This is a genomic window from Methanolobus sp. WCC5 (assembly GCF_045690325.1).
Taxonomy (GTDB): domain Archaea; phylum Halobacteriota; class Methanosarcinia; order Methanosarcinales; family Methanosarcinaceae; genus Methanolobus.
On sequence record NZ_CP146981.1, the window covers coordinates 496077 to 515276 of the forward strand.

Below are 19200 nucleotides of genomic sequence, written 5' to 3' on the forward strand. Positions count from 1 at the left end.
ATGGCTTGTGTTCTGATAGTAGAGGATGATGCACTGAATGCAAAATTGCTGGGCTATATAGTAGAGTCCGAAGGTCATCGGACTGCCCATGCAGAGAATGGTCTCGTTGCACTTGACATGGTCGAAAAGTTTGGCTTTGACCTAATATTTATGGATATACAGATGCCGGAAATGGACGGGCTTGAATTGATGAAAGCGCTAAAAGAAAGACCGGAAACATCAGAAATACCTGTTATTGCAGTCACAGCATGTTTTTCAAACCATTATGACCGGGAATTCTATTTGAGTTCCGGCTTTTCGGAATACATATTCAAGCCCGTATATGTTGACAGGATAAAAGATCTCATGAAACGCTTTGTAGAATCTATTGGTGCATGAGTTCACTGTTTCTGTCACTTTAGTTTCTATTATTTTAACTTGTGGTCTTTTTTATAGATCACTATCAAGCAGTCTGTAATAGAGCTCAGATATTCCCCTGAGGGTCACATGACCTTTTCTTGTTATCATATAATCCCCGCGCTCGTTCCTCTGGAATATCATGCCTGTATCAAGCAGCTTCTGGATGTGGAAAAGAAGGTTTCCGCCACGTAAACCCGTTATCTTTGAGAGCTCTGAAAAGCTCTTTGTATCTGAGTTCAATGACCTGAGAATTGCAAGACGTTGTTTGTTGGCAAGGGGTTCACAGATTTCCGTCACGACATCATCGGGAGTATTGTCTGCATCAATTATGTTGTGCGCCTCCTGAACACTGCGGGGCCTGTTTAATGAGCTTATGAGTTCCATTTGTTTTTCAAATATCCTGGATGCACTCTTTACACATACATCACAATTATCAGAGATGGCGAGGCTTTTGAGTTCATCGAACCTTTGCCTGAAATGTGCCAGATGCTCTCCGGTTACATTATCCTCCAGAAGAAGCAGGGCCATCTCATGGAGAAGGCTGGAAAATGCAGGCTTACAGAATTCATTGTTGTCACAATCTACGCAGAATCCTTTTTCCACAGTATCCTTAGTATCCCTCAGCATATAATTAATGACCGGACGTGAAAGATCGCCTTTCATTTCCTGTAGCAGGATGTTCATATGATGATTATTTGACTGTTCCAGCGCGCGGTTCACATCTTTTTTCAGTGCGATTATCTCAGAGCGCAGGTTCTCAAACTCCTGCAGGTATATGCCTTTTTTATCATTGCTCATTATCCCATCGTTCAAAATCGGTGCCTTCCTTTTTGTTTTTAGATATCAGGTTGAACCGGCACAATGCCAGTACATGATAATGACATAGAACTATATTAATCTATACAGTATATCTGTATATTTTTTCTTATCCCGTCCTGTTCTATCCTATTGCTGACCTGCACTATAACACAAGCAAACATGATAAATAGGTAAAAGTTGTACGAGTTAGGGAAGCTGTACAGCAGGCACTTATTACAAAGAAAAAAGGAAGGAACAACTTGATTTGCTCGATACTGGATAATGATCTTTATAAGTTGACAATGCAGATGGCTGTACTTGAGTTGTTTCCGCAGGCCACAGCTGAATATCGCTTTACTAACCGGGGAAAGCAGCGTTTTACCCGGGAATTCGTCAAAGAGCTCAGACGCATCATCGATGAAGACATAACAAGACTCTCACTTACTGATGATGAGTATACCTGGCTGAGAACGGAGTGCCCCTATTTTAAACCCAGCTATGTGGAGTATCTTAAAAATTATCGCTTTGACCCGACCGAGGTCGATGTAGAGCTGACAGAGGATTCAAACCTGGATATAAACATAAAAGGTCCGTGGCATAGCAGTATCCTCTGGGAGATCGTTCTCATGGCTACCATTTCAGAGCTCTATTTCAGGATGATAGAGTCCCGATGGGTTGAAGGCGAACAAGACAGCGGACCGGAACATGACAGACTTCTTAAGGATTATGAAGGACTTCTGGTAAGCATTGCTAAAGAGCTTGAACAGAACGATTGCAGATTCTCTGAATTCGGGACACGTCGCAGACGAAGTTTCAAGCTGCAGGACCTGGTTGTCAGCACACTTCATAAATGCAGGACCTTCTCCGGTACAAGTAATGTGTACCTGGCTAAAAGATATGGTGTCAGGCCTACAGGTACCATTGGCCATGAGTGGATAATGGGCAATTCAGCACTCATGGGACTGCGTAACGCCAATCTTTTTGCACTGGAGAGCTGGGTACGTGTGTACAAAGGCAATCTTGGGATTGCCCTTTCAGATACTTTTGGTTCGGAACCGTTTTTCAGGAATTTCAACCTGAAGCTCTCAAAATTATATGATGGTGTCCGTCATGACAGTGGAGACCCCATAACATTTGCTGACAGGGTAATACAACACTATGAGACAATGGGCATTGATCCGCTGACCAAGGTCATTATTTTCAGTGATTCCCTTTCTGCCCCGGATGCCATAAGGATACGCAAGCAATGCGAGGGCAGGATAAAATGCATATTCGGCATTGGAACAAGTCTTACTAACAACCATGATTTCTTCAGGATGAGCCCTCCCCTTAACATGGTCATAAAATTGCATAGCATCGATGGCATACCCGTTGTAAAACTAAGTGATGACCAGGGTAAGGAAACCGGTGACAGGGATGCTATCAGAGTGGCAAATTACATCTTCTCAAGAAAAGGACTGGATGAATGAACTGAATGTGTATGAGACCATCTGTCAGATTATGTAAGTTACAGTTGACAGTAATCCGATGGAGACCATCAGGAACAGATACAGCAAAAAGAAAATGAACCCTTTTTTTACTTCCAGATAGAAACTGTCTTTCATAAAGTTTCACCAGATAAACTATTGGAGCTTGTAATATAAAAACATTCTGAATTAATAAGAATAAAATATATAAGTATTATTCATAAAATCAAACATCAGTGTTTTATTTGTAAATTTCTGCAGAGGCTAGAAATAAAATATTTAAAGAATAATCTATCAGAAGAATCAAACCAACGGACAAAAGAACAGATCAGAAGAAGATAACTAAAAAAGATTTGAAAGGGGATTACCCCTTTAATTGACAATAACCCCATCAACAAACATGACCCCGTCCCTGCTCATACTCCACTTCCTTTAGGAGTGGAATGCGGATATTAAGATAGTGCCTTTGTTCTAAAGACAATGTCTGAGGGGATGATTCGACGAAACCAGGATATCCGCATTTCACACCATTTTCGTTTTGCCGTTTTTCACATGTTTATTGATTACATGAGATAGTATTTATCACTACTATTTAAATATATCCACAAATTGATATATCATAATAATGAGGAGAGGAGGCAAAGCAAAACAAGAGATCCCAATTATAGTGTAGTAAATATGGTATGTAAATATGATATAGAATATGGTGTAGAATCGTGTATGATCCCGGAAAACTAATGTTCAAAGAAAACAATGGTCTGAATATTTTTTGAGTGGACTGGAATTGACTTAAAAACAGATGATCAAAACGCACAAATCTTCGACATAAGCAAATTTGAGCCAACACACCTTTTTTGCAGGTAAAATGAGATTATTGTGGGCATAATCCTTTTATAGGAACATGACCATGAAAGAGTGCTTTAAAATATGACTGTTTTGCTAAACGTATAGGCATTAGATGGCATTTACTTAAACCGTAGACTTCTATTTTGCATTATGTTTTCAGCTTACTCAGGAATTTTAAGCTAAATAAAAGGACGTGAAAGAATATGTTTAACAGAAATGAATCAACCGCACCAGTAGATGCCGGAAAGACATACGAAGTGACCATCGAGGACATAGCAAAGGAAGGAGACGGAATTGCAAGAGTAAGCGGTTTTGTTATCTTCGTACCAGGAACATCTGTCGGTGATGAAGTAACCGTGAAGATCACCAAAGTACTCAGAAAGTTTGCATTCGGCGAAGTCGCTGAATAAACATAAGTGAAATCATCAATCTAACAATCCATTTTTTAATGAAGTATCATCCAATGGTACTTCAATATCTTTTTCAACTTTCTGTAAGGCCCTCTTTTAAGAGCTGTTTTTAGTAAGGCTGACTTCTTTTGAGTATCTGCTCTTTTTCATATGGGAAAATACCATAGCCGACAATGTGTCAATGATATCAGTGATTATATCAGATATAATAGATACTTGCAGTCCGTGGTATTGATGTTGAGAACAGAATAGATACAAGAATAGATACAAAAATGGATTGACAAAGATGAATTACACAATTCATCTCATCTTATTTAGAAAAGGATCCTTAGCCAAGGAAACCCTTTCTCTCCAGCCAGTTGACCTGGGGACGGGTATACTTCCATACAACATCAGCCTTTTCATCCTGGATCTCCCAGGGAGTGGCAATAACGATGTCGCCTTCACGAACCCACATTCTCTTCTTCTTCGAACCGGGGATCCTGCCCATACGGACAATCCCATCCATACACTGTAACCTCACTCGGTTTGCACCCAGCATACTTGAGACGGTTGCAAGAACCTCATTGTTGTCTTTGCGTGGAGTCCTGACCCTGACAACTTCCTGTCCATCAGGGTTACCCCCACTTGCGTTACTTTTTCTTTTGTTACTTCTGTAATTAGCCAGATTAATACCTCAGTGTGTAAAATGTTTTACTCATGTTTTATTCAAAAACGATGACATTTATGAAAATGCTGTTTGCAGACTGTCAGATCATAAGAACAGCCAATTCAAATAAAACAAGATTTCCATGTCCCTTACTGAAAAAACAATATTTTCACAGTATCTAACAGGACAATTGACTCTGCTTCTATATGAGCAGCTCATCTTATATAAGATGAACCGTATCTTTTTGAAAAAATACCAAATTTGCCGGATATCACCCGGCAAATCTCCCTCTTATAATGATAAACTAATATTATCGAAAAGGTTACCTGTTCTCTGCAAGCATCATCTTAACAAGGCCTGCAGCAACATCCATGGACGTGCAATCCTCATCCACTATTTTCTCCACCCAGTGCACATATTTGCCAAGATGCCCTTCAGCAATGGTCTCCTTCAATCTCTTTTCAAGCATGCTGGCCTTGAAATCCTCGGCATCACTTCTGCTGGGAACCTTTTGACATTTGATCTTTGTCCGGGTGTACTTCTGGATACTTTTTATTTTATAGATCTCTTTTGCCGTAACAAACGTGAATGCCACTCCCTGTCTTCCTGCACGGCCGGTCCTGCCTATCCTGTGTACATATGATTCCTCATCCTGTGGCATATCATAATTGAACACTACCTCTATGTTCTCAACATCAATACCACGGGCTGCAACATCGGTGGCAACAAGGGTCTCTATTTCCCCGTTCCTGAAGCTTGCCATGACCTTTTCCCTCTGGTTCTGTTTCATATCACCATGAAGGCCATCAGCAAGATAACCACGGGTCTTAAGGGTAGTGACAAGTTCATCTACCATCTTTTTGGTATTGCAGAACACAAGGGAGGATTTCACGTCGTAGATATCGATCATCCTGCAAAGCACATCGGGTTTCATGTGGTGTTTCAGCTCAAAATAGGACTGTTCCATGTTAGGGACAGTGACCACTTTATGGATGGTCTTGACAAGCACAGGATTTTGCTGATAGTTCTTTGTCAGCTTCATTATTGGCGCCGGCATTGTGGCTGAGAAGAGAATGGTCTGCCTTTCCATAGAGATGCTGCTAAGGATACTCTCTATATCTTCCCTGAATCCCATGTCAAGCATTTCATCAGCCTCGTCAAGTACAACCATTTCCACAGTGCTAAGGTCCAATGTCCTGCGCTCGATGTGATCCATTATCCTGCCAGGGGTTCCTATAACGATCTGGGCACCTCTTCTGAGACCTTTTATCTGTCTCTCGATGCTCTGACCACCGTACACCGGAAGGATCCTGGTACCGGTATATTTTGCAAGCTTGCCAAGTTCATCTGCAACCTGGTTTGCCAGCTCTCTTGTGGGACAGAGGACAAGTACCTGGGTCTTTTTGCTATTAGGGTTTACCATTTCCAGGGCAGGTATCCCGAATGCTGCAGTCTTGCCTGTACCGGTCTGTGCCTGGCCGATAACGTCCCTGCCCTCCAGGATGTGAGGGATGGCCTGGGCCTGTATAGGGGTAGGCTCTTCAAAACCTAGTTCCTCAATTGCTTTTTCGAGATTCCTTGATAAATTAAGATCAGTGAATGTTGATGATTCCATGTTAGATTTCCTGTGATTATGTGGCCATCAATGCAAAACATAGATGAAGTCACATCATCGGATCTGTTTTCAATTTGGCCCTGTAGAATTGATGTTCCAAATTGTTTTGTAAGCAAAACAAAAAAGAGCAGTGCTCCTTGAACAGCATCAAGGGAATTAAGCTTGTCGGTATATCATAAAAAGAATGATAATTCGGGTTCTGTAGAAATCCTTTCTTTATCAACAAACAACAGATGAGTACGAATACACTCAGCTCCTATGGAATTGAGTGACTACTAAACAGCCGTTCAGCAGCTAACACAGATGAAAAATATCTGCGTGCATCAGCGTTACCTGCTAAACGGAGTTTAGCAGGCACTCAACTCTGTAAGAGGTGAGTGTATCTGCGGTTCACAAATTATTGATAATAGGTTTTCTACACAGCCCTAATCCGGACTATTTTTAACATTTGCTCATTGTAAATTGCTCTTTTCCTGATCAATTGTCTTTGGATCAATTGTCTTTGATATTTGCTCCGCTTTCATTGATAGTCGCTGGTATTCAGGTGTGTCTATGAGTTCCATTGGAAGCTGAAGAGCATTCATGGAATCAAGTGATTGAGATACAGAGGATGTCTGCCCGCCTTTTGATGCTTTTGCTCCCAGTTTACCGATATAATTGATAATTTCCTCAAGGATCAGGGGATCTGCCCTTTGCGCCATGCATGAAATACCAATTGACCTGAGAGAATCTATAATCCTTGAAGCTTCTCCGTCATAGTCTTTATCGAGTGCTTTCTGGCCAATATAATAAAGATGGTCTATTACTGCAGACAGTACATTCTTCTGATGATGTCCTGCTGCAACTGTTCCAATCTGTTCAAGAGATGAGGAAGCCTGTAATACAGATTCAGCCGGGTCACTTTTCTCTAACTGCTTCCACAGGATCTCAAGATTTCTGATCACAATGAATGTGGCATCTTCATCACTATGGTTCAAAGTGAACTTTCCAAATCTTGCCAGGCGTGAAAAGATATAATAGGCAAGTACTTTTCTCTCTGTAGGTTTAAGATCGTTGTATACGAATATCTCCCTGGCACGCATTCCTATGATGTTCAGACCGTTCCTTGTGGTTTCAAAGTCATGGTTTAGAAGAGAACTGCTTATAATGTCGATGATCGGTTGTATGGGATCTTTTTCCCGGGTATTGCGGGTATCCGAACCTATGGCTGCTGTTATGTTCCCGACTGTTATCTTCATGGCCTGCATACCAAGCAATGTTGAAGGTTTAAGCATGTTCAATGTCACGAAGAGATAAGGGAACAATATAAGGAATGAATAAACTCCTATATGGAATACAAATGAGATGCGAAAATGAATATCAACAATGTTCTCATTTGTTATTGACTTGAGAACGAATAATCCGTAGATCATGGATACAATGTAAATAACCACGAGTATCCAGAAATCAGGGTTATATCCCTTAAGCAGGTCCATCATTCTAACGGAATAGGAACTTGAAGCAAGTTCCACGGCCACAAGACTTAATGTGACTATTATGGCCATTATGGCTGCTTCACTCTGTATCAGTGCACTGATCATATACTGTGCACTGGTCATATCATAGTCATCAGGGCCAAATTGCAATACAATAAAATGCGATATCCCAAAAATAAGGATAAATAGAACAAGGTAGAACGTGATCCTTGTGATCCAAAGCTTCAAAATATCTCTTGAAAGGTGGTCTTTTACCAGTTCTTTTATTGGTCTGGAATATATCATTGTTAACTAGAGGCTTAAAGCCTCAATACATTTATTTAAAATTATTTTGTCTTAGTTTCTCTATTTTCCAGGTTTATGTATTTTACGAGTTCGTCCTATATCAATCATCCAACATTAAGTATTTATAGCCGGAAAACTGTGCTTTTTATTAAGATCAATATGCCATTAGATCTATGGCCGCAGGCAGGTAAACAATGCCTGATGAATCAATATATCTTAAAATATATCTTAAAAATACCTTAAAATATATGAGGGAGTGAAAATATGCCGGATTGGATATTTGCCATAAAAGAAGAAGACCTGAAGGAAGGAAAGATCAAGGTTGTGAAAACCGGGAACAGACAGATAGCCATGATAAAAAAGGACTCCGGAGTCTATGCGCTTGTGAACGAGTGTCCGCATGAAGGCTGTCCGCTCAAGAATGGCACCCTGGACGATTATGTGCTAAAATGTGCCTGCCACAACTGGGGCTTTGACATACGCACCGGGGAGAACGTGGATACAGGAGAGTACATTGATATGGAGGACCCTAAAGTAGAGGTCTTTAAGACGCGTGTGGAAGATGGTAATATAGAGATTTATGCTTAAAAGTGCTTAAGAGCCGATACTGAAAAGAAGACTGGATATTAGTCCGATCAGATCTTCCTGTTATCATTGCTAATAGGTTTTCTACAAATCCCTATTCCTGCGACTTTTTCTGCAGGACAAAAAAGACATATCCGTATTCGTCCTGGTATTTACGGAACATTTCTATTTCCTTTCTTGTAAAAGCTATTGTGGATTCTCCATCTTCATTGCCCTTGAACTTTTCTTCGACTTCATCAAGCCTTTTCTCCAGATGAGCATAGAAATAATCCCACCATGCACAAGCCGGCAGCCTGAACCGGTCAATTACACGATAACCGGCAGCTTCAATTATCTTTTCGTTCTCAGGAATTGTCTTCATGGCCGGGTAACATTCCTGCCAGAACTGAAACAGCTCCGCACAAGGAGTATCAGTGAACCATGCAGCGTCGCTCAGTGCCATGAACCCCTCATCCTTAAGGAAGCGTTTCCAGTATTGCAGTCCTTTTTCAAAACCCATGATAAAGATCGCACCTTCAGACCAGATGACATCGAATTCTTTATCCTCAAAAGGCAGGTCTTCCATGGAAGCACAAACAGCGGATATCCTCTCAGCGATTCCCTCTTCCCTGGCTTTTTCTATCAGTTGCTCCAGGTATGGCTCATAGATATCAACGGCAGTGATATGACATTTATCACATATCCTTGCCAGATGCCGGGTCTGCATACCGGCTCCACAACCGATATCCACTATCCTGATGCCGGGTTTGAGGGCCGGGATCAGGCTGAAGGCTTTTTCAGTACACTCATCAAGACCGGGACCCTGACGCGGTAAACCATCAAATATCTCAAAAATCACAGATTCTTCCATAGGTACAGATAAGGATCATAAATAAAAGTTTTTTTGGTCCTCTCTCTTGCAGGTCTTCAGGGTATTCTGTCTGACTTTTCCCACAGTCTGTATATCACTCTTCCAGCTGGAAAAATGTCCTGAATATCCTGATGGAATCCAGGAAGTCCTGTTTACCCATCAGCTCCCTGGCTGAATGCATTGCCAGCATCGGCACACCTGCATCCACCACATGAACAGGCATATATTTGCTAAGCAACGGACCCAGGGTCGTGCCTCCGGGCTGGTCTGAATGGTTCACGAATTTCTGGTATTTCACACCGGCTTTGTCACACAGCTGCTGAAAAGCTGCAATGGTTTCCACTTCCGATGCATAGGAACGGTTACAACTTACTTTAATAGCCATCCCTTTGTTCATTACCGGCTTGTTAGTGATATCACTCTTTTCACTGTAATTGGGATGTAAAGCATGAGCCCCGTCTGCCGAGATAACAAAGAAGCTCATCTTTTGATGGATGGATTGTTGTTCCCCTCCAGCCACTTCCATAAGGATCTTTTGCACAATATTGCTCAGCATCACAGAATCAGCACCCTGCCGGGTCGCAGAACCAATCTCCTCATTGTCCATGAATGCCACCATGTTGATCCCTTCCTTATGCTGTGACTCTGTAAGAGCTTGCATCGCAGCATACACCATGGACAGATCGTCTATCCTCGGGCAGGAGATGAATTCCTCTTTTGAGCCCAGCAGCATACCTTCTTCACTACAGTAGACACTCAGGTCCATGTCCAGGATATCTTCACGATCAACCCCGGCTTCCTGCGCAATCAGGTCCAGCAGATAATTATCCCTGACCTCATCTTCTATCAGCCGGGTCAGGAGTGGTTGCATATCTTTTTGAACCTTGATCTCCACTCCTTTATTGACCTCGCGGTTCATATGGATGGCCAGATTGGGGATGATAAGTACAGGTCTTTGAAGATCCAGGTGAATGACTTGGGGCTTTAGAACCTTGTCGGACTTCACAGCTATTCTTCCGGCAATGGATAAAGGACGATCGAACCAGGTATTCAGAATGGGACCGCCATACCGTTCCACATTCAGTGTCAGCATTCCTTCACTGTTCACCTCAGGCTCGGGCTTTATCCTGAATCCTGGATTATCCGTATGAGCAGCGATTATCTTCACTCCTTTTGCCGGAGATCTGCCACTTGCGATACTAAAGCCAACCAGCATGGAAGGATAGGGGGTCAGATAGTATTTTCCAGATGGATCCAGGGTCCATGGTCCATTCATTTCCAGTCCGATAAAACCTTCAGCTTCCAGACGTTCTCTTATGGTATCCACTGTCTGAACGGATGTTGTCGCTTTTTTCATAAACCCGAAAAAGTCACTGATATAATCCCTGATATGATTCCTTATCTGATCCATATTTGCCACCCTTTTTAATGGTGCCCATTATACATTCAGCTTTGTAATGGACTTTAAACGTTTTTCCTTATATCACACCATTTTTAGCACTAAAGTAGATAATGGTATAGTAGATAGCATAGTAGATAATAGCATAGTAGATAACATCATAGTAGACAACAGCATAGTAGACAACAGCATAGTAGATAACATGATAGTAGATAACATCATAGTAGATAACAGCATAGCAGCTATGTCAAACCCGGGATACAATAATTATTTCAGTTTTGAGGTATAACAATTCCATATGACAGCTAATAATGAAGATCTCCTGTCCACAGTCAGTGAAGGTAATATCAGAATTCCGGGATGGGGCGGGGAACTGGAATCTGCGTTTTCTGCCTATGCGGGTCCATACCTTGCCGGGAGGGTTATATCAAGGCACAGGACGGTATGTGATGTCCTGACAGCATATTCAGCAGACACAAGCGACCCGGTAATAAAAGCGGGAATCTCAGGCGCATTACTCAGGACAGGTAAGCAGCCGGTTGTAGGGGATTTTGTGGTTCTTCTCAATCAGCCGGAACTCAACTCATCCATTATCGTTAACATCTTACCCAGGAGGACATGCCTTTTAAGGGGTGCTGCGGGCGATGGCAGCGATGAGCAGGTGATCGCTGCAAATATAGATACTATTTTCATTGTGACGGCGGCAGGAAAAGATCTGAATCCGAGAAGACTTGAACGTTACCTTACGGTTGTGTATTCCTCAGGGGCACAGCCGGTGATCGTGCTGAATAAAATAGACCTGGCAGATGAGCCTGCAGAAGCAGTGGAAAGAATAAAAGCTGTTGCTGGTGACGTACCGGTTGTTGCCATCAGTGCTCTTTCAAAGGAGGGAGTCAATCTGCTTGAACCTTATTCAGGACCAGGTAAGACTGTGGCACTTATCGGTTCATCGGGTGTGGGAAAGTCTACCCTGATAAATGCTTTTTTTGACAGGTCCGTACAGGCCACAAAAGCTGTGCGTGAAGACGATGAGAAAGGAAGGCATACAACCACTGTCAGGCAACTGTTCCTGCTTCCGTCAGGAGGGGTTATCATTGATAACCCGGGGATCCGGGAGATCCAGCTTGGAGACAGCTGCAGCGGACTGGATAAAGCTTTTTCGGATATCATCGGGCTAGCACAGGATTGCCGTTTCAAGGACTGCACACATAATACAGAACCCGGGTGCGCAATTCAGAAAGCCGTTGATGAAGGCATCATTCCAGTGGAAAGACTGGAAAGCTACCATAAACTGACCGCTGAAATTGCATTCCAGGCAGAAAAGGCAGATATCGGATTAAAGAGACTTGAAAAGAAAAAATACAAAGGAATGCAGGTAAGTGCCAGAAAACTGAGGGAATACAAAGAAAGAAGCTGACCCGGAGAATGATGTATGCAGGTACAGGCCTGAAAAATACCATCCACCATCAAAAAAACACAATGCAAAACATTATATTTAATTAAATGAATCCAATTTTAATATATATAATCCTACCCAAACTGGTGGTATCATGGCAAAATACGTAGCAATCATCTTTGCACTGGTCTTTGTGGCAATAGTATATGTACTCACAGGAGAGCCACTGGCTGCCCTGGGAGCTGCTATTGCTGTATCCTTCGGGGTTGTATTATACCGGCAGAAACTCAACGACAGCTGGAGAGGCACCATCACAGAGCAGAAAGAGGAAAAATACATACAGAAGGAATATGACGAGAATGATAACGTCACAACTTACGAACAGTACAGGACCTATTCCTATGTCAGGATGGACAACGGCAAGGTTAAGAGAATGGAACTTGGTCCTGAATGGGAAGTCGGTGATGTTATAGAGAAAAGGAAAGGAGAATACGGGTTCAGAAAACTATGATTTACCGGATCAGCCATAATCTTAAACCAATCCTTAAACTTATTATTCTTTTTTAAAGCAGGCTTTATCATTCCAGACAGATCGTTCCAAAGACCCGGACCACCTGCATCTCCCGGACCAAAAGGATAGCATATAAGCTAACAGATATGAAAAACAGATACAAAGAAAGATGCTAAAACACTTGACTGATGTGAAGGTTTCAAAGGCTTTACAGAATATTTGCTGATGCACATGCCATAAAAATGAAGGTTGTGGAGGTGGAGGTAGAATTGATGGCGTTGTGTCTGTTTTTCATCTGTAAAGCCTGTGAATTGTATTGCGGATATAATTTTGACCTATGATTGGTAAAGCAATGATTGTGAAAGCGCTTGTTAATGTGAAATAAGGGTTTTAACCTTATCGGTAAAACCCCTATTTGCTTTAGTTCTCCGAAGAAAACCTTTTAGTTCTGCGTTTAGAGACCGTAGTTCTCTGGCTTGAAGACTGGAACTTCTGCCTTGTACTTCTCCATGCATTCGGTTGCGAATGTTTCGGACTCTGATGTAAGTGCCTCGAGTTCTGCGGTTGCCTTTGCAAGTGCGCCAAGCTCGAACTTTGTCATCTCAAGACCCTCGGAGGTGTTCAGGATGCTGCAGCATTCCATTGCAGCATTCTTTGCACGGAGGAAGATGTCCTCGCCGTCCTTTACGATTGCCTCTCCTACCTTGTATGCGTTGTCATATGCAAGGATGTAGGACTGCGGATCTCTGAACCTGTCAGAAGCCATAAGGAGGTCCCTGAGGATCTTCTCGTTACCGGATTTGAGTGCAGTGTTCATGAGTGCACAGTCGTAGTTGAGGGACTCGGACCAGCACTGTACGGTTGTACCACCGAATTCACCGTGGTATTCAACGGACTCGTTTGACCAGAGGTCACAGCACTGCATGATGAGGTTACCCATGACATCAGAGTGAGCACAGGTTGATGTCTTACCTTCAAAGGACATTGGCATACCTGTGATCGCCTTTATTATGATGTTCTCGTAACCACAGTCCTTACCCGGGCCTGTTGCACCTGATTCGTATGCTGCAAGTGATCTTGCACCTGCGATGGTCCTTGCAACGATTGCAAGGGTGTGTGCAAGGTTCTTGTCAAGGAGACCACCTGCAATGAACATTGCAGTGTTTGCCTGTGCACAATCTGTGTCACCGGCTGCGGTTACTCCCTTCTGCTGTGCAACCTTTGCGATCTCCTGCCAGAGGTAGCTCATGTCCATGGTACCAAGACAACCGATAGCATAGAGCATACCTGGAACATCGTTCCTGAGTACTGCGTAGTCAAAGATCTCTTTTCCACCCATTGACTCAATGGACAGGAGGTCTGCGCCGCTCTCTGCGACCTGATCAAAGGACTCCATGACCACTGTCATCTTGTCGCCTCTGAGATCGAGGAATTCCTTGTTTTCCCTGATGTCACCCGGGGTGTGTCTCAGTGCGCATTTGATCCCGTATTCATCATTGTACTCTTCCATGATGGTCTTCTGTGCGTGTGCAACAGCTGCTCCCCATTCCGGATTGTTTGTCATCTGCTGGACGTGTTCTGTCTCAAGTACTACGGATGGGAAACCGACCTGGACCATTCTTGCCATGATGTCCTTTGTGATCCTCTGGTACTCGTTTACGAGCTTCTCCTTGGTTTCTCCTGCTTCCGGCCTTGGTGCGTAGTTTACTTCTGCTGTTGTGTAGCCTGCACCGATCTCAAGGCCAAGACCTGCTTTCACAGGTTTCTTTGCGCGTCCGAATACCATCTCGTCAGCTTCTGCATAAGCCATTGTTGTGAATCTGTTAATTGCCATTTTTGTCACCTCCGTGGTTGTGGAATTTAGCTCTCAGGTCTGCAATAGTTGCGCCTTTCAGGATAGCATCTGCCATCTTAGGTGCATCTGCTGCTTCTTCACCATATACTCCAAGTGAATATGTCTCAACGAAGTCCTGGTTCACAGCTCCGCCACCACATGCGAATGGAAGGCTGAGTCCACCCTCAACAAGACGGTCGTTGACTTCCTTAAACGCGTACATTGTGGTTGTCATAAGTGCTGTACCGGTGAGCATCATTGGCTTTTCCTTCTTTACAGCTTCGATAACTTCATCGACCGGGCAGTCACGACCAAGGTCGACCACTTCATAACCTGCTGCTCTGAGCAGAGCTGCGACAATTGACTTTCCGATGTCGTGTACGTCACCCTCGGCAACGTGTACAACGATCTTGCCTTTTGTCTCAGGGCTTGCACCTGATTCAGCCTTACAGAATTCGATACCTTCAAGCATCGCATCTGCGGACATCATTACGTTTGGAAGGAAGATGACACCCTGGTCGTAAAGGTCTGTGACTACCTTCATACCTACCATAAGTGCATCGTCGATGAGTGCAATTGGGTCCTTGCCTGCTGCAATAGCTGCTTCAAGACCTTCGATAACGTCATCTTCTTCACCCTCAAAGATCGCTTCTGCAATAGCCTTGTATAACTCATCTTTTGGATAGAGTTCGGCTGCTGCCTCTTCGGGGGTCATTGTTTTTTCCATTTTAACATTGTATCTTATGAGGATACCTTCTTTGTCTACTATTAACATTCTATACCTCCTTCAGTTCATTGTATTTTAGCTAGCTGAGCTTTGGATCAAGCTCAATCCAATCTACACAAGAGGTTCAATTGAACCTCAAAACATGCACATATTAATCATATATAAACATTCTGTTGAATGTGTTCATATATATAAGATACACGGTATATAATAAATAAGACATATAATATAAAAGTAGTAAATTAGGTCAACTGAGCCCTTTTATGAAAAAGACACTATCTTACTAAACTATACTAAGAAAAAGAAGTAGCAAATGTTTATATATTATCATTAGAGTGATATCAGTTTTTAATCATATAAAAAATAATGTATTGTAAATAATACATATTATAAGAAAAAGCAGATCAATAATACAAAAATAACTCCATAGATACTGAATATGATCTATGTTTCGTTCTCAAAAAAAAGTTACCACCAAATAAAAAGAAAACTTTAAATAGAATTGATTTTCCAACTTTACCTGTGTACTCAATAAAATTAGAAGAGTAACCGATCAATTAAGAAGTTGACTTCAAAAACAAACAATAATTCCATGGCATGTACCAAAAATATTGCAAATATCCAGTAAGAATCATTTAATAAAAACAGGCATGAATATAAACATATGTAAAAAACAACAACATAGATCATGGATTTTCCCTGGATACACATATCGTTATCGGACTGTCACCAAGTTGCCCCATTGAACAACGCATCTCAACAGAAATGATCTCCCCGGAAGATGCCTCAAAAGGTATCCTGCAAACATTTGCCCGGCCATTGAGAATCTCTTTCAGAACAGATGCTGCTTCCAGGAATTTTTTCTGCGGATAGAGATTAAGCAGATTAAAACCTGTAAGTTTATCCTCAGTATACCCTAGCCTTTTGCAGGAATACGGATTTGCATAAATTATGCACCCATCACCATCCAGCATGAAAACAAGTTCTTCCATGTATTCAAATATAACCTGCAGATTCCTTATGCTCTTCTGCACATCTGCCTGTTCACGCATGCGGCCGATCACAGGACCTATCTGGGAAGAGATAGCTTCCAATGAATCCCGGACTGCAAAAGGAACATCATAAGCACTATGTGATGCAAGCATCAATATTGCCACAAGCTCCATTCCATACCTGATGGGTATCAAAGCCGTGGCCTCCAGACCCTCATAGCTTGACTTTTCACCCGGTATCATGGCAGTCAGTTCATAATATCGTGTGTAAAGAGGATATTCGGTTTTAAGCAGGCGTGCATTGATGGACCTGCCACTGTAATGCCTTGTGCTTTTAACAAAATCAGAAGACAGGCCGCAATGGGCGACGATGTTCATGTCACCGGTAGCCCCGTCAACCAGGTAAAGAGCACCACAATCAAGATTGCCCATGCTGGCAGTCAGTTCCACAAGCTGAGAGAACATATCCCCGACATCACCAAGCGGACTGAAGAACATTCCTATATCAGGGCCTATCTGCATGAAATTCTTGACATTCTTCCGTTCGGTAATATCAACAATAATACCCTGTATGTACTGAACATTACCTTCCTTATCCCGTTTTATCACAGATCTTTCATCAACCCAGCGAACCTCACCGGACCTTGTAAGTATACGATACTCAAATGAAAGGTTATCCTCCCCTGAGAACACATCATACTCCATGGTGAGCCTTTCCATATCCGAAGGATGTACAATATCACCATAAAACAGTTCACCTGAAATAAAAGCATTCGCATCATAACCAAACTGCGATATATTCTCTGAGACAAACTCCACTTTCCAGTCCTCATCAGGTATCCAGAAGAATACAACGGCCGGACTACTTTTTATGACTGTTTCCAGGACTTTCTGGACCTCAATTAGTTCGAGAAGTTCCCTTTCTTTATCTTTCTGCTCTGTAATGTCCCTTATAATGGCCATTATTGCAGGTCTGCCTTCATGATCTATGATCGAGGAGTTTATTTCGGCAGGCGTGTTAGTTCCATTCTTTGAGACCAGTTCGATCTCATACTTAAACGAAGCTTTACGGTTCTTTTCAAGGCTTCTCCTGAACTTGTTCATTACAAAGCGTTTGTATTCCATTGACAGGAAATCCTCAAACGGCCTTCGTAGGACTTCCATTCTGGTAAAACCTGTTATTTCACAGAACTTCGTATTGGCAAAAATGAGCAGATCATCCTGAACTATGATAATTCCGTCATTTCCCTCCTCTACAAGTGTGGAGTACTTTTTCTCGGAAGCCTTTAGTTCTGCTTCCGCCTTTTTCCTGTCAGAGATATCCCTGACAGCCATCATAACGCAGGGTTTTTCCTCATATACTATAAAAGAAAGGCTGATCTCCGCCGGGAAGATCTCACCTGTCTTTGTAAGGAACACTATCTCATCATTGCGACGGATGCTGTGGCGATCTTTCAACACTTTTTTTATACGTTTACCTGCCATGCGCTGATAATCCACTGGTACATGATCAGTGAAAACAGTGCCAAGCAATTCCTCCTTTGAATAACCGCTCAATTCTGAGAATTTGGTATTTGAAAACCTGAACATCCCATCCTGAAGAATGATTATACCGTCATTTCCTTTTTCCACAAGTGTGGAATACTTTTCCTCGGAAGCTTTAAGTTCTGCCTCTGCTTTCTTTCTTTCCGATATGTCCCTGACAGTCATCATTACAGAAGGCCTGTGTTCATATGAAATATAGGAAAGGCTTATCTCTGCAGGGAATCTGCAATTATCTTTTTTAAGAAATTCCACTTCATCATTTCTCTTGATGCTTTTTTTATCTTTCAGCACCTTTTTGACACGCTTGCCTATCATGCGATGATATTCCATTGGCAGATGAGCAAAGAAGTCATGCCTGTCAAGTTCATCCTTTTTAAACCCGGTCATAAGACAGAATCTGGAATTGGCAAAGCTCAGCATCCAATCCTGGATGATGATGATGCCGTCATTTCCTTTTTCCACAAGTGTGGAATACTTCTCCTCTGATGTCTTAAGAAGGGATTCGGCTTCTCTTTGAACAGTGATATCCTCCATGGAAAGAAGGATGCAACAATCTTCATTTTCTGCTGCATCAAGTCTCTGTGCACTGAGGCACAATACCCTCCTGACAGCACCTTTAATATCAAAAGCAATTTCAAGGCTCTCAGAGGAAGTCCCGCCTTTCAGTCTCTCTTCAAGAAGATGCCTCAATCGGGACATATTGTCATTGGTTTGATAAAGATCAAAGAAAATGCATCCCTGCGCGTCTGCCGGACTAATGTCAAAAAGCTCATAAAAGTATCTGTTGGCATAGATTACATGGAATTTGCGGTCCAGCACCAAAAGTGGGTTCTGGAGCTTATCGACTATTTTTTTGCAGTAATCGTTTTTCACATCACTGGCTTTTCCGTTTCCAGGGTCGTCTTCCACAAAGAGAAGTCCGTGGATCAGATCAAAGCCTTCCTGTGGAATTCTGAAGGTCCTTTCTGTTACATTTAATATACGGCCTTCTTTTGACAGGATCCTGTATCCGGATGAAAAATATCTCCTTTCAGGTTCAGATATGAAACAGGCAAAATCCTTCTCAAGTTCCTGAAGATCATCAGGATGAACAATATCCGGATATGTCAGCTCACCCGAAATAAAATCCCCGGGCAAATAACCTAAAAGAGATATCTCTTCTGAAACCGATATCAATGGCCTTTTTACCGTGCCTGTCCATAGAAAAGACAGGACATTTCCGGCAGATCTGAGCTTCTCAGCCTTAAGGCATGAAATATGTCTGGTTTCCAGTGGATCTTTGCAGCTGATTATCTGGCCTCCCGTTGGATTATTATCATGCACTTACGACATAAAGTGTATTTATTATATAATTACAGATGTAAATCTCGAAATATCATATATGATTATATGAAAGACATATCATTACACACATTCTC

The 19200-nt window shown here is 42.3% G+C and carries 15 protein-coding genes; 6 read left to right on the plus strand and 9 right to left on the minus strand.

The window, feature by feature from the left end; translation table 11 throughout:
* A complete protein-coding gene (locus tag V7O64_RS02365) occupies positions 1-378 on the plus strand; it encodes a response regulator (RefSeq protein ID WP_407356434.1) in 378 nt (125 codons plus the stop codon).
* Positions 379-429: 51 nt separating this feature from the next.
* Here V7O64_RS02365 and V7O64_RS02370 read toward each other — a convergent pair whose 3' ends face one another.
* Positions 430-1197, minus strand: coding sequence for a winged helix-turn-helix domain-containing protein (locus V7O64_RS02370; protein ID WP_407356435.1), 768 nt, complete (start codon positions 1195-1197; stop codon positions 430-432).
* A gap of 260 nt (positions 1198-1457) precedes the next feature.
* Between V7O64_RS02370 and pncB the strand changes: the two genes are divergently transcribed.
* Positions 1458-2666, plus strand: a complete 1209-nt coding sequence (pncB, locus tag V7O64_RS02375) for a nicotinate phosphoribosyltransferase (RefSeq protein WP_407356436.1) — start codon at positions 1458-1460, stop codon at positions 2664-2666.
* Between the two features lie 1046 nt (positions 2667-3712).
* The gene (locus V7O64_RS02380) at positions 3713-3919 is read left to right on the plus strand and encodes a TRAM domain-containing protein (RefSeq protein WP_407356437.1); all 207 of its coding nucleotides are present in this window, start codon (positions 3713-3715) and stop codon (positions 3917-3919) included.
* A 328-nt stretch (positions 3920-4247) separates the two neighbouring features.
* Here the strand turns inward: V7O64_RS02380 and eif1A are convergent, their stop codons facing one another.
* The 3 genes from eif1A to V7O64_RS02395 form a co-directional block, all read right to left on the minus strand.
* Positions 4248-4586 carry a translation initiation factor eIF-1A gene (eif1A, locus tag V7O64_RS02385; RefSeq protein WP_407357368.1) on the minus strand — a complete coding sequence of 113 codons (339 nt, stop codon included), beginning with the start codon at positions 4584-4586 and terminating at the stop codon, positions 4248-4250.
* 304 nt (positions 4587-4890) lie between these two features.
* A complete protein-coding gene (locus V7O64_RS02390; RefSeq protein WP_407356438.1) occupies positions 4891-6183 on the minus strand; it encodes a DEAD/DEAH box helicase in 1293 nt (430 codons plus the stop codon).
* 452 nt (positions 6184-6635) lie between these two features.
* Positions 6636-7943, minus strand: a complete 1308-nt coding sequence (locus V7O64_RS02395) for a hypothetical protein (RefSeq protein ID WP_407356439.1) — start codon at positions 7941-7943, stop codon at positions 6636-6638.
* A gap of 264 nt (positions 7944-8207) precedes the next feature.
* Between V7O64_RS02395 and V7O64_RS02400 the strand changes: the two genes are divergently transcribed.
* Positions 8208-8531: a Rieske (2Fe-2S) protein gene (locus V7O64_RS02400; RefSeq protein WP_407356440.1), complete on the plus strand. Its 324-nt coding sequence runs from the start codon at positions 8208-8210 to the stop codon at positions 8529-8531.
* Between the two features lie 91 nt (positions 8532-8622).
* Here the strand turns inward: V7O64_RS02400 and V7O64_RS02405 are convergent, their stop codons facing one another.
* On the minus strand, positions 8623-9378 hold the full coding sequence (locus tag V7O64_RS02405) for a class I SAM-dependent methyltransferase (protein WP_407356441.1): 756 nt from the start codon (positions 9376-9378) through the stop codon (positions 8623-8625).
* A gap of 94 nt (positions 9379-9472) precedes the next feature.
* A complete protein-coding gene (locus V7O64_RS02410; protein WP_407356442.1) occupies positions 9473-10789 on the minus strand; it encodes a M18 family aminopeptidase in 1317 nt (438 codons plus the stop codon).
* Between the two features lie 286 nt (positions 10790-11075).
* Here V7O64_RS02410 and rsgA point away from each other — a divergent pair, with 286 nt between their 5' ends.
* Positions 11076-12194 (plus strand): ribosome small subunit-dependent GTPase A, encoded by a 1119-nt coding sequence (gene rsgA / locus V7O64_RS02415; protein ID WP_407356443.1) that lies wholly within the window; start codon positions 11076-11078, stop codon positions 12192-12194.
* 133 nt (positions 12195-12327) lie between these two features.
* Positions 12328-12684 carry a hypothetical protein gene (locus tag V7O64_RS02420; RefSeq protein ID WP_407356444.1) on the plus strand — a complete coding sequence of 119 codons (357 nt, stop codon included), beginning with the start codon at positions 12328-12330 and terminating at the stop codon, positions 12682-12684.
* Between the two features lie 454 nt (positions 12685-13138).
* Here the strand turns inward: V7O64_RS02420 and mtaB are convergent, their stop codons facing one another.
* From mtaB to V7O64_RS02435, 3 genes are all read right to left on the minus strand, one after another.
* Positions 13139-14518 (minus strand): methanol--corrinoid protein co-methyltransferase MtaB, encoded by a 1380-nt coding sequence (gene mtaB, locus V7O64_RS02425; protein WP_407356445.1) that lies wholly within the window; start codon positions 14516-14518, stop codon positions 13139-13141.
* On the minus strand, positions 14508-15293 hold the full coding sequence (gene mtaC / locus V7O64_RS02430) for a methanol--corrinoid protein MtaC (protein ID WP_407356446.1): 786 nt from the start codon (positions 15291-15293) through the stop codon (positions 14508-14510). The genes mtaB and mtaC overlap by 11 nt, the downstream gene beginning before the upstream one ends.
* 638 nt (positions 15294-15931) lie before the next feature.
* Positions 15932-19105 carry a PAS domain S-box protein gene (locus V7O64_RS02435; protein ID WP_407356447.1) on the minus strand — a complete coding sequence of 1058 codons (3174 nt, stop codon included), beginning with the start codon at positions 19103-19105 and terminating at the stop codon, positions 15932-15934.
* Between the last annotated feature and the right edge of the window lie 95 nt (positions 19106-19200).

Bases quoted from the DNA above. Each gene is read 5' to 3' on its own strand.
- V7O64_RS02365 (WP_407356434.1), top strand. From the start codon at position 1: ATGGCTTGTGTTCTGATAGTAGAGGATGATGCACTGAATGCAAAATTG.
- V7O64_RS02370 (WP_407356435.1), bottom strand. From the start codon at position 1,197: ATGAGCAATGATAAAAAAGGCATATACCTGCAGGAGTTTGAGAACCTG.
- V7O64_RS02380 (WP_407356437.1), top strand. From the start codon at position 3,713: ATGTTTAACAGAAATGAATCAACCGCACCAGTAGATGCCGGAAAGACA.
- V7O64_RS02390 (WP_407356438.1), bottom strand. From the start codon at position 6,183: ATGGAATCATCAACATTCACTGATCTTAATTTATCAAGGAATCTCGAA.
- V7O64_RS02395 (WP_407356439.1), bottom strand. From the start codon at position 7,943: ATGATATATTCCAGACCAATAAAAGAACTGGTAAAAGACCACCTTTCA.
- V7O64_RS02400 (WP_407356440.1), top strand. From the start codon at position 8,208: ATGCCGGATTGGATATTTGCCATAAAAGAAGAAGACCTGAAGGAAGGA.
- V7O64_RS02405 (WP_407356441.1), bottom strand. From the start codon at position 9,378: ATGGAAGAATCTGTGATTTTTGAGATATTTGATGGTTTACCGCGTCAG.
- V7O64_RS02410 (WP_407356442.1), bottom strand. From the start codon at position 10,789: ATGGATCAGATAAGGAATCATATCAGGGATTATATCAGTGACTTTTTC.
- rsgA (WP_407356443.1), top strand. From the start codon at position 11,076: ATGACAGCTAATAATGAAGATCTCCTGTCCACAGTCAGTGAAGGTAAT.
- V7O64_RS02420 (WP_407356444.1), top strand. From the start codon at position 12,328: ATGGCAAAATACGTAGCAATCATCTTTGCACTGGTCTTTGTGGCAATA.
- mtaB (WP_407356445.1), bottom strand. From the start codon at position 14,518: ATGGCAATTAACAGATTCACAACAATGGCTTATGCAGAAGCTGACGAG.
- mtaC (WP_407356446.1), bottom strand. From the start codon at position 15,293: ATGTTAATAGTAGACAAAGAAGGTATCCTCATAAGATACAATGTTAAA.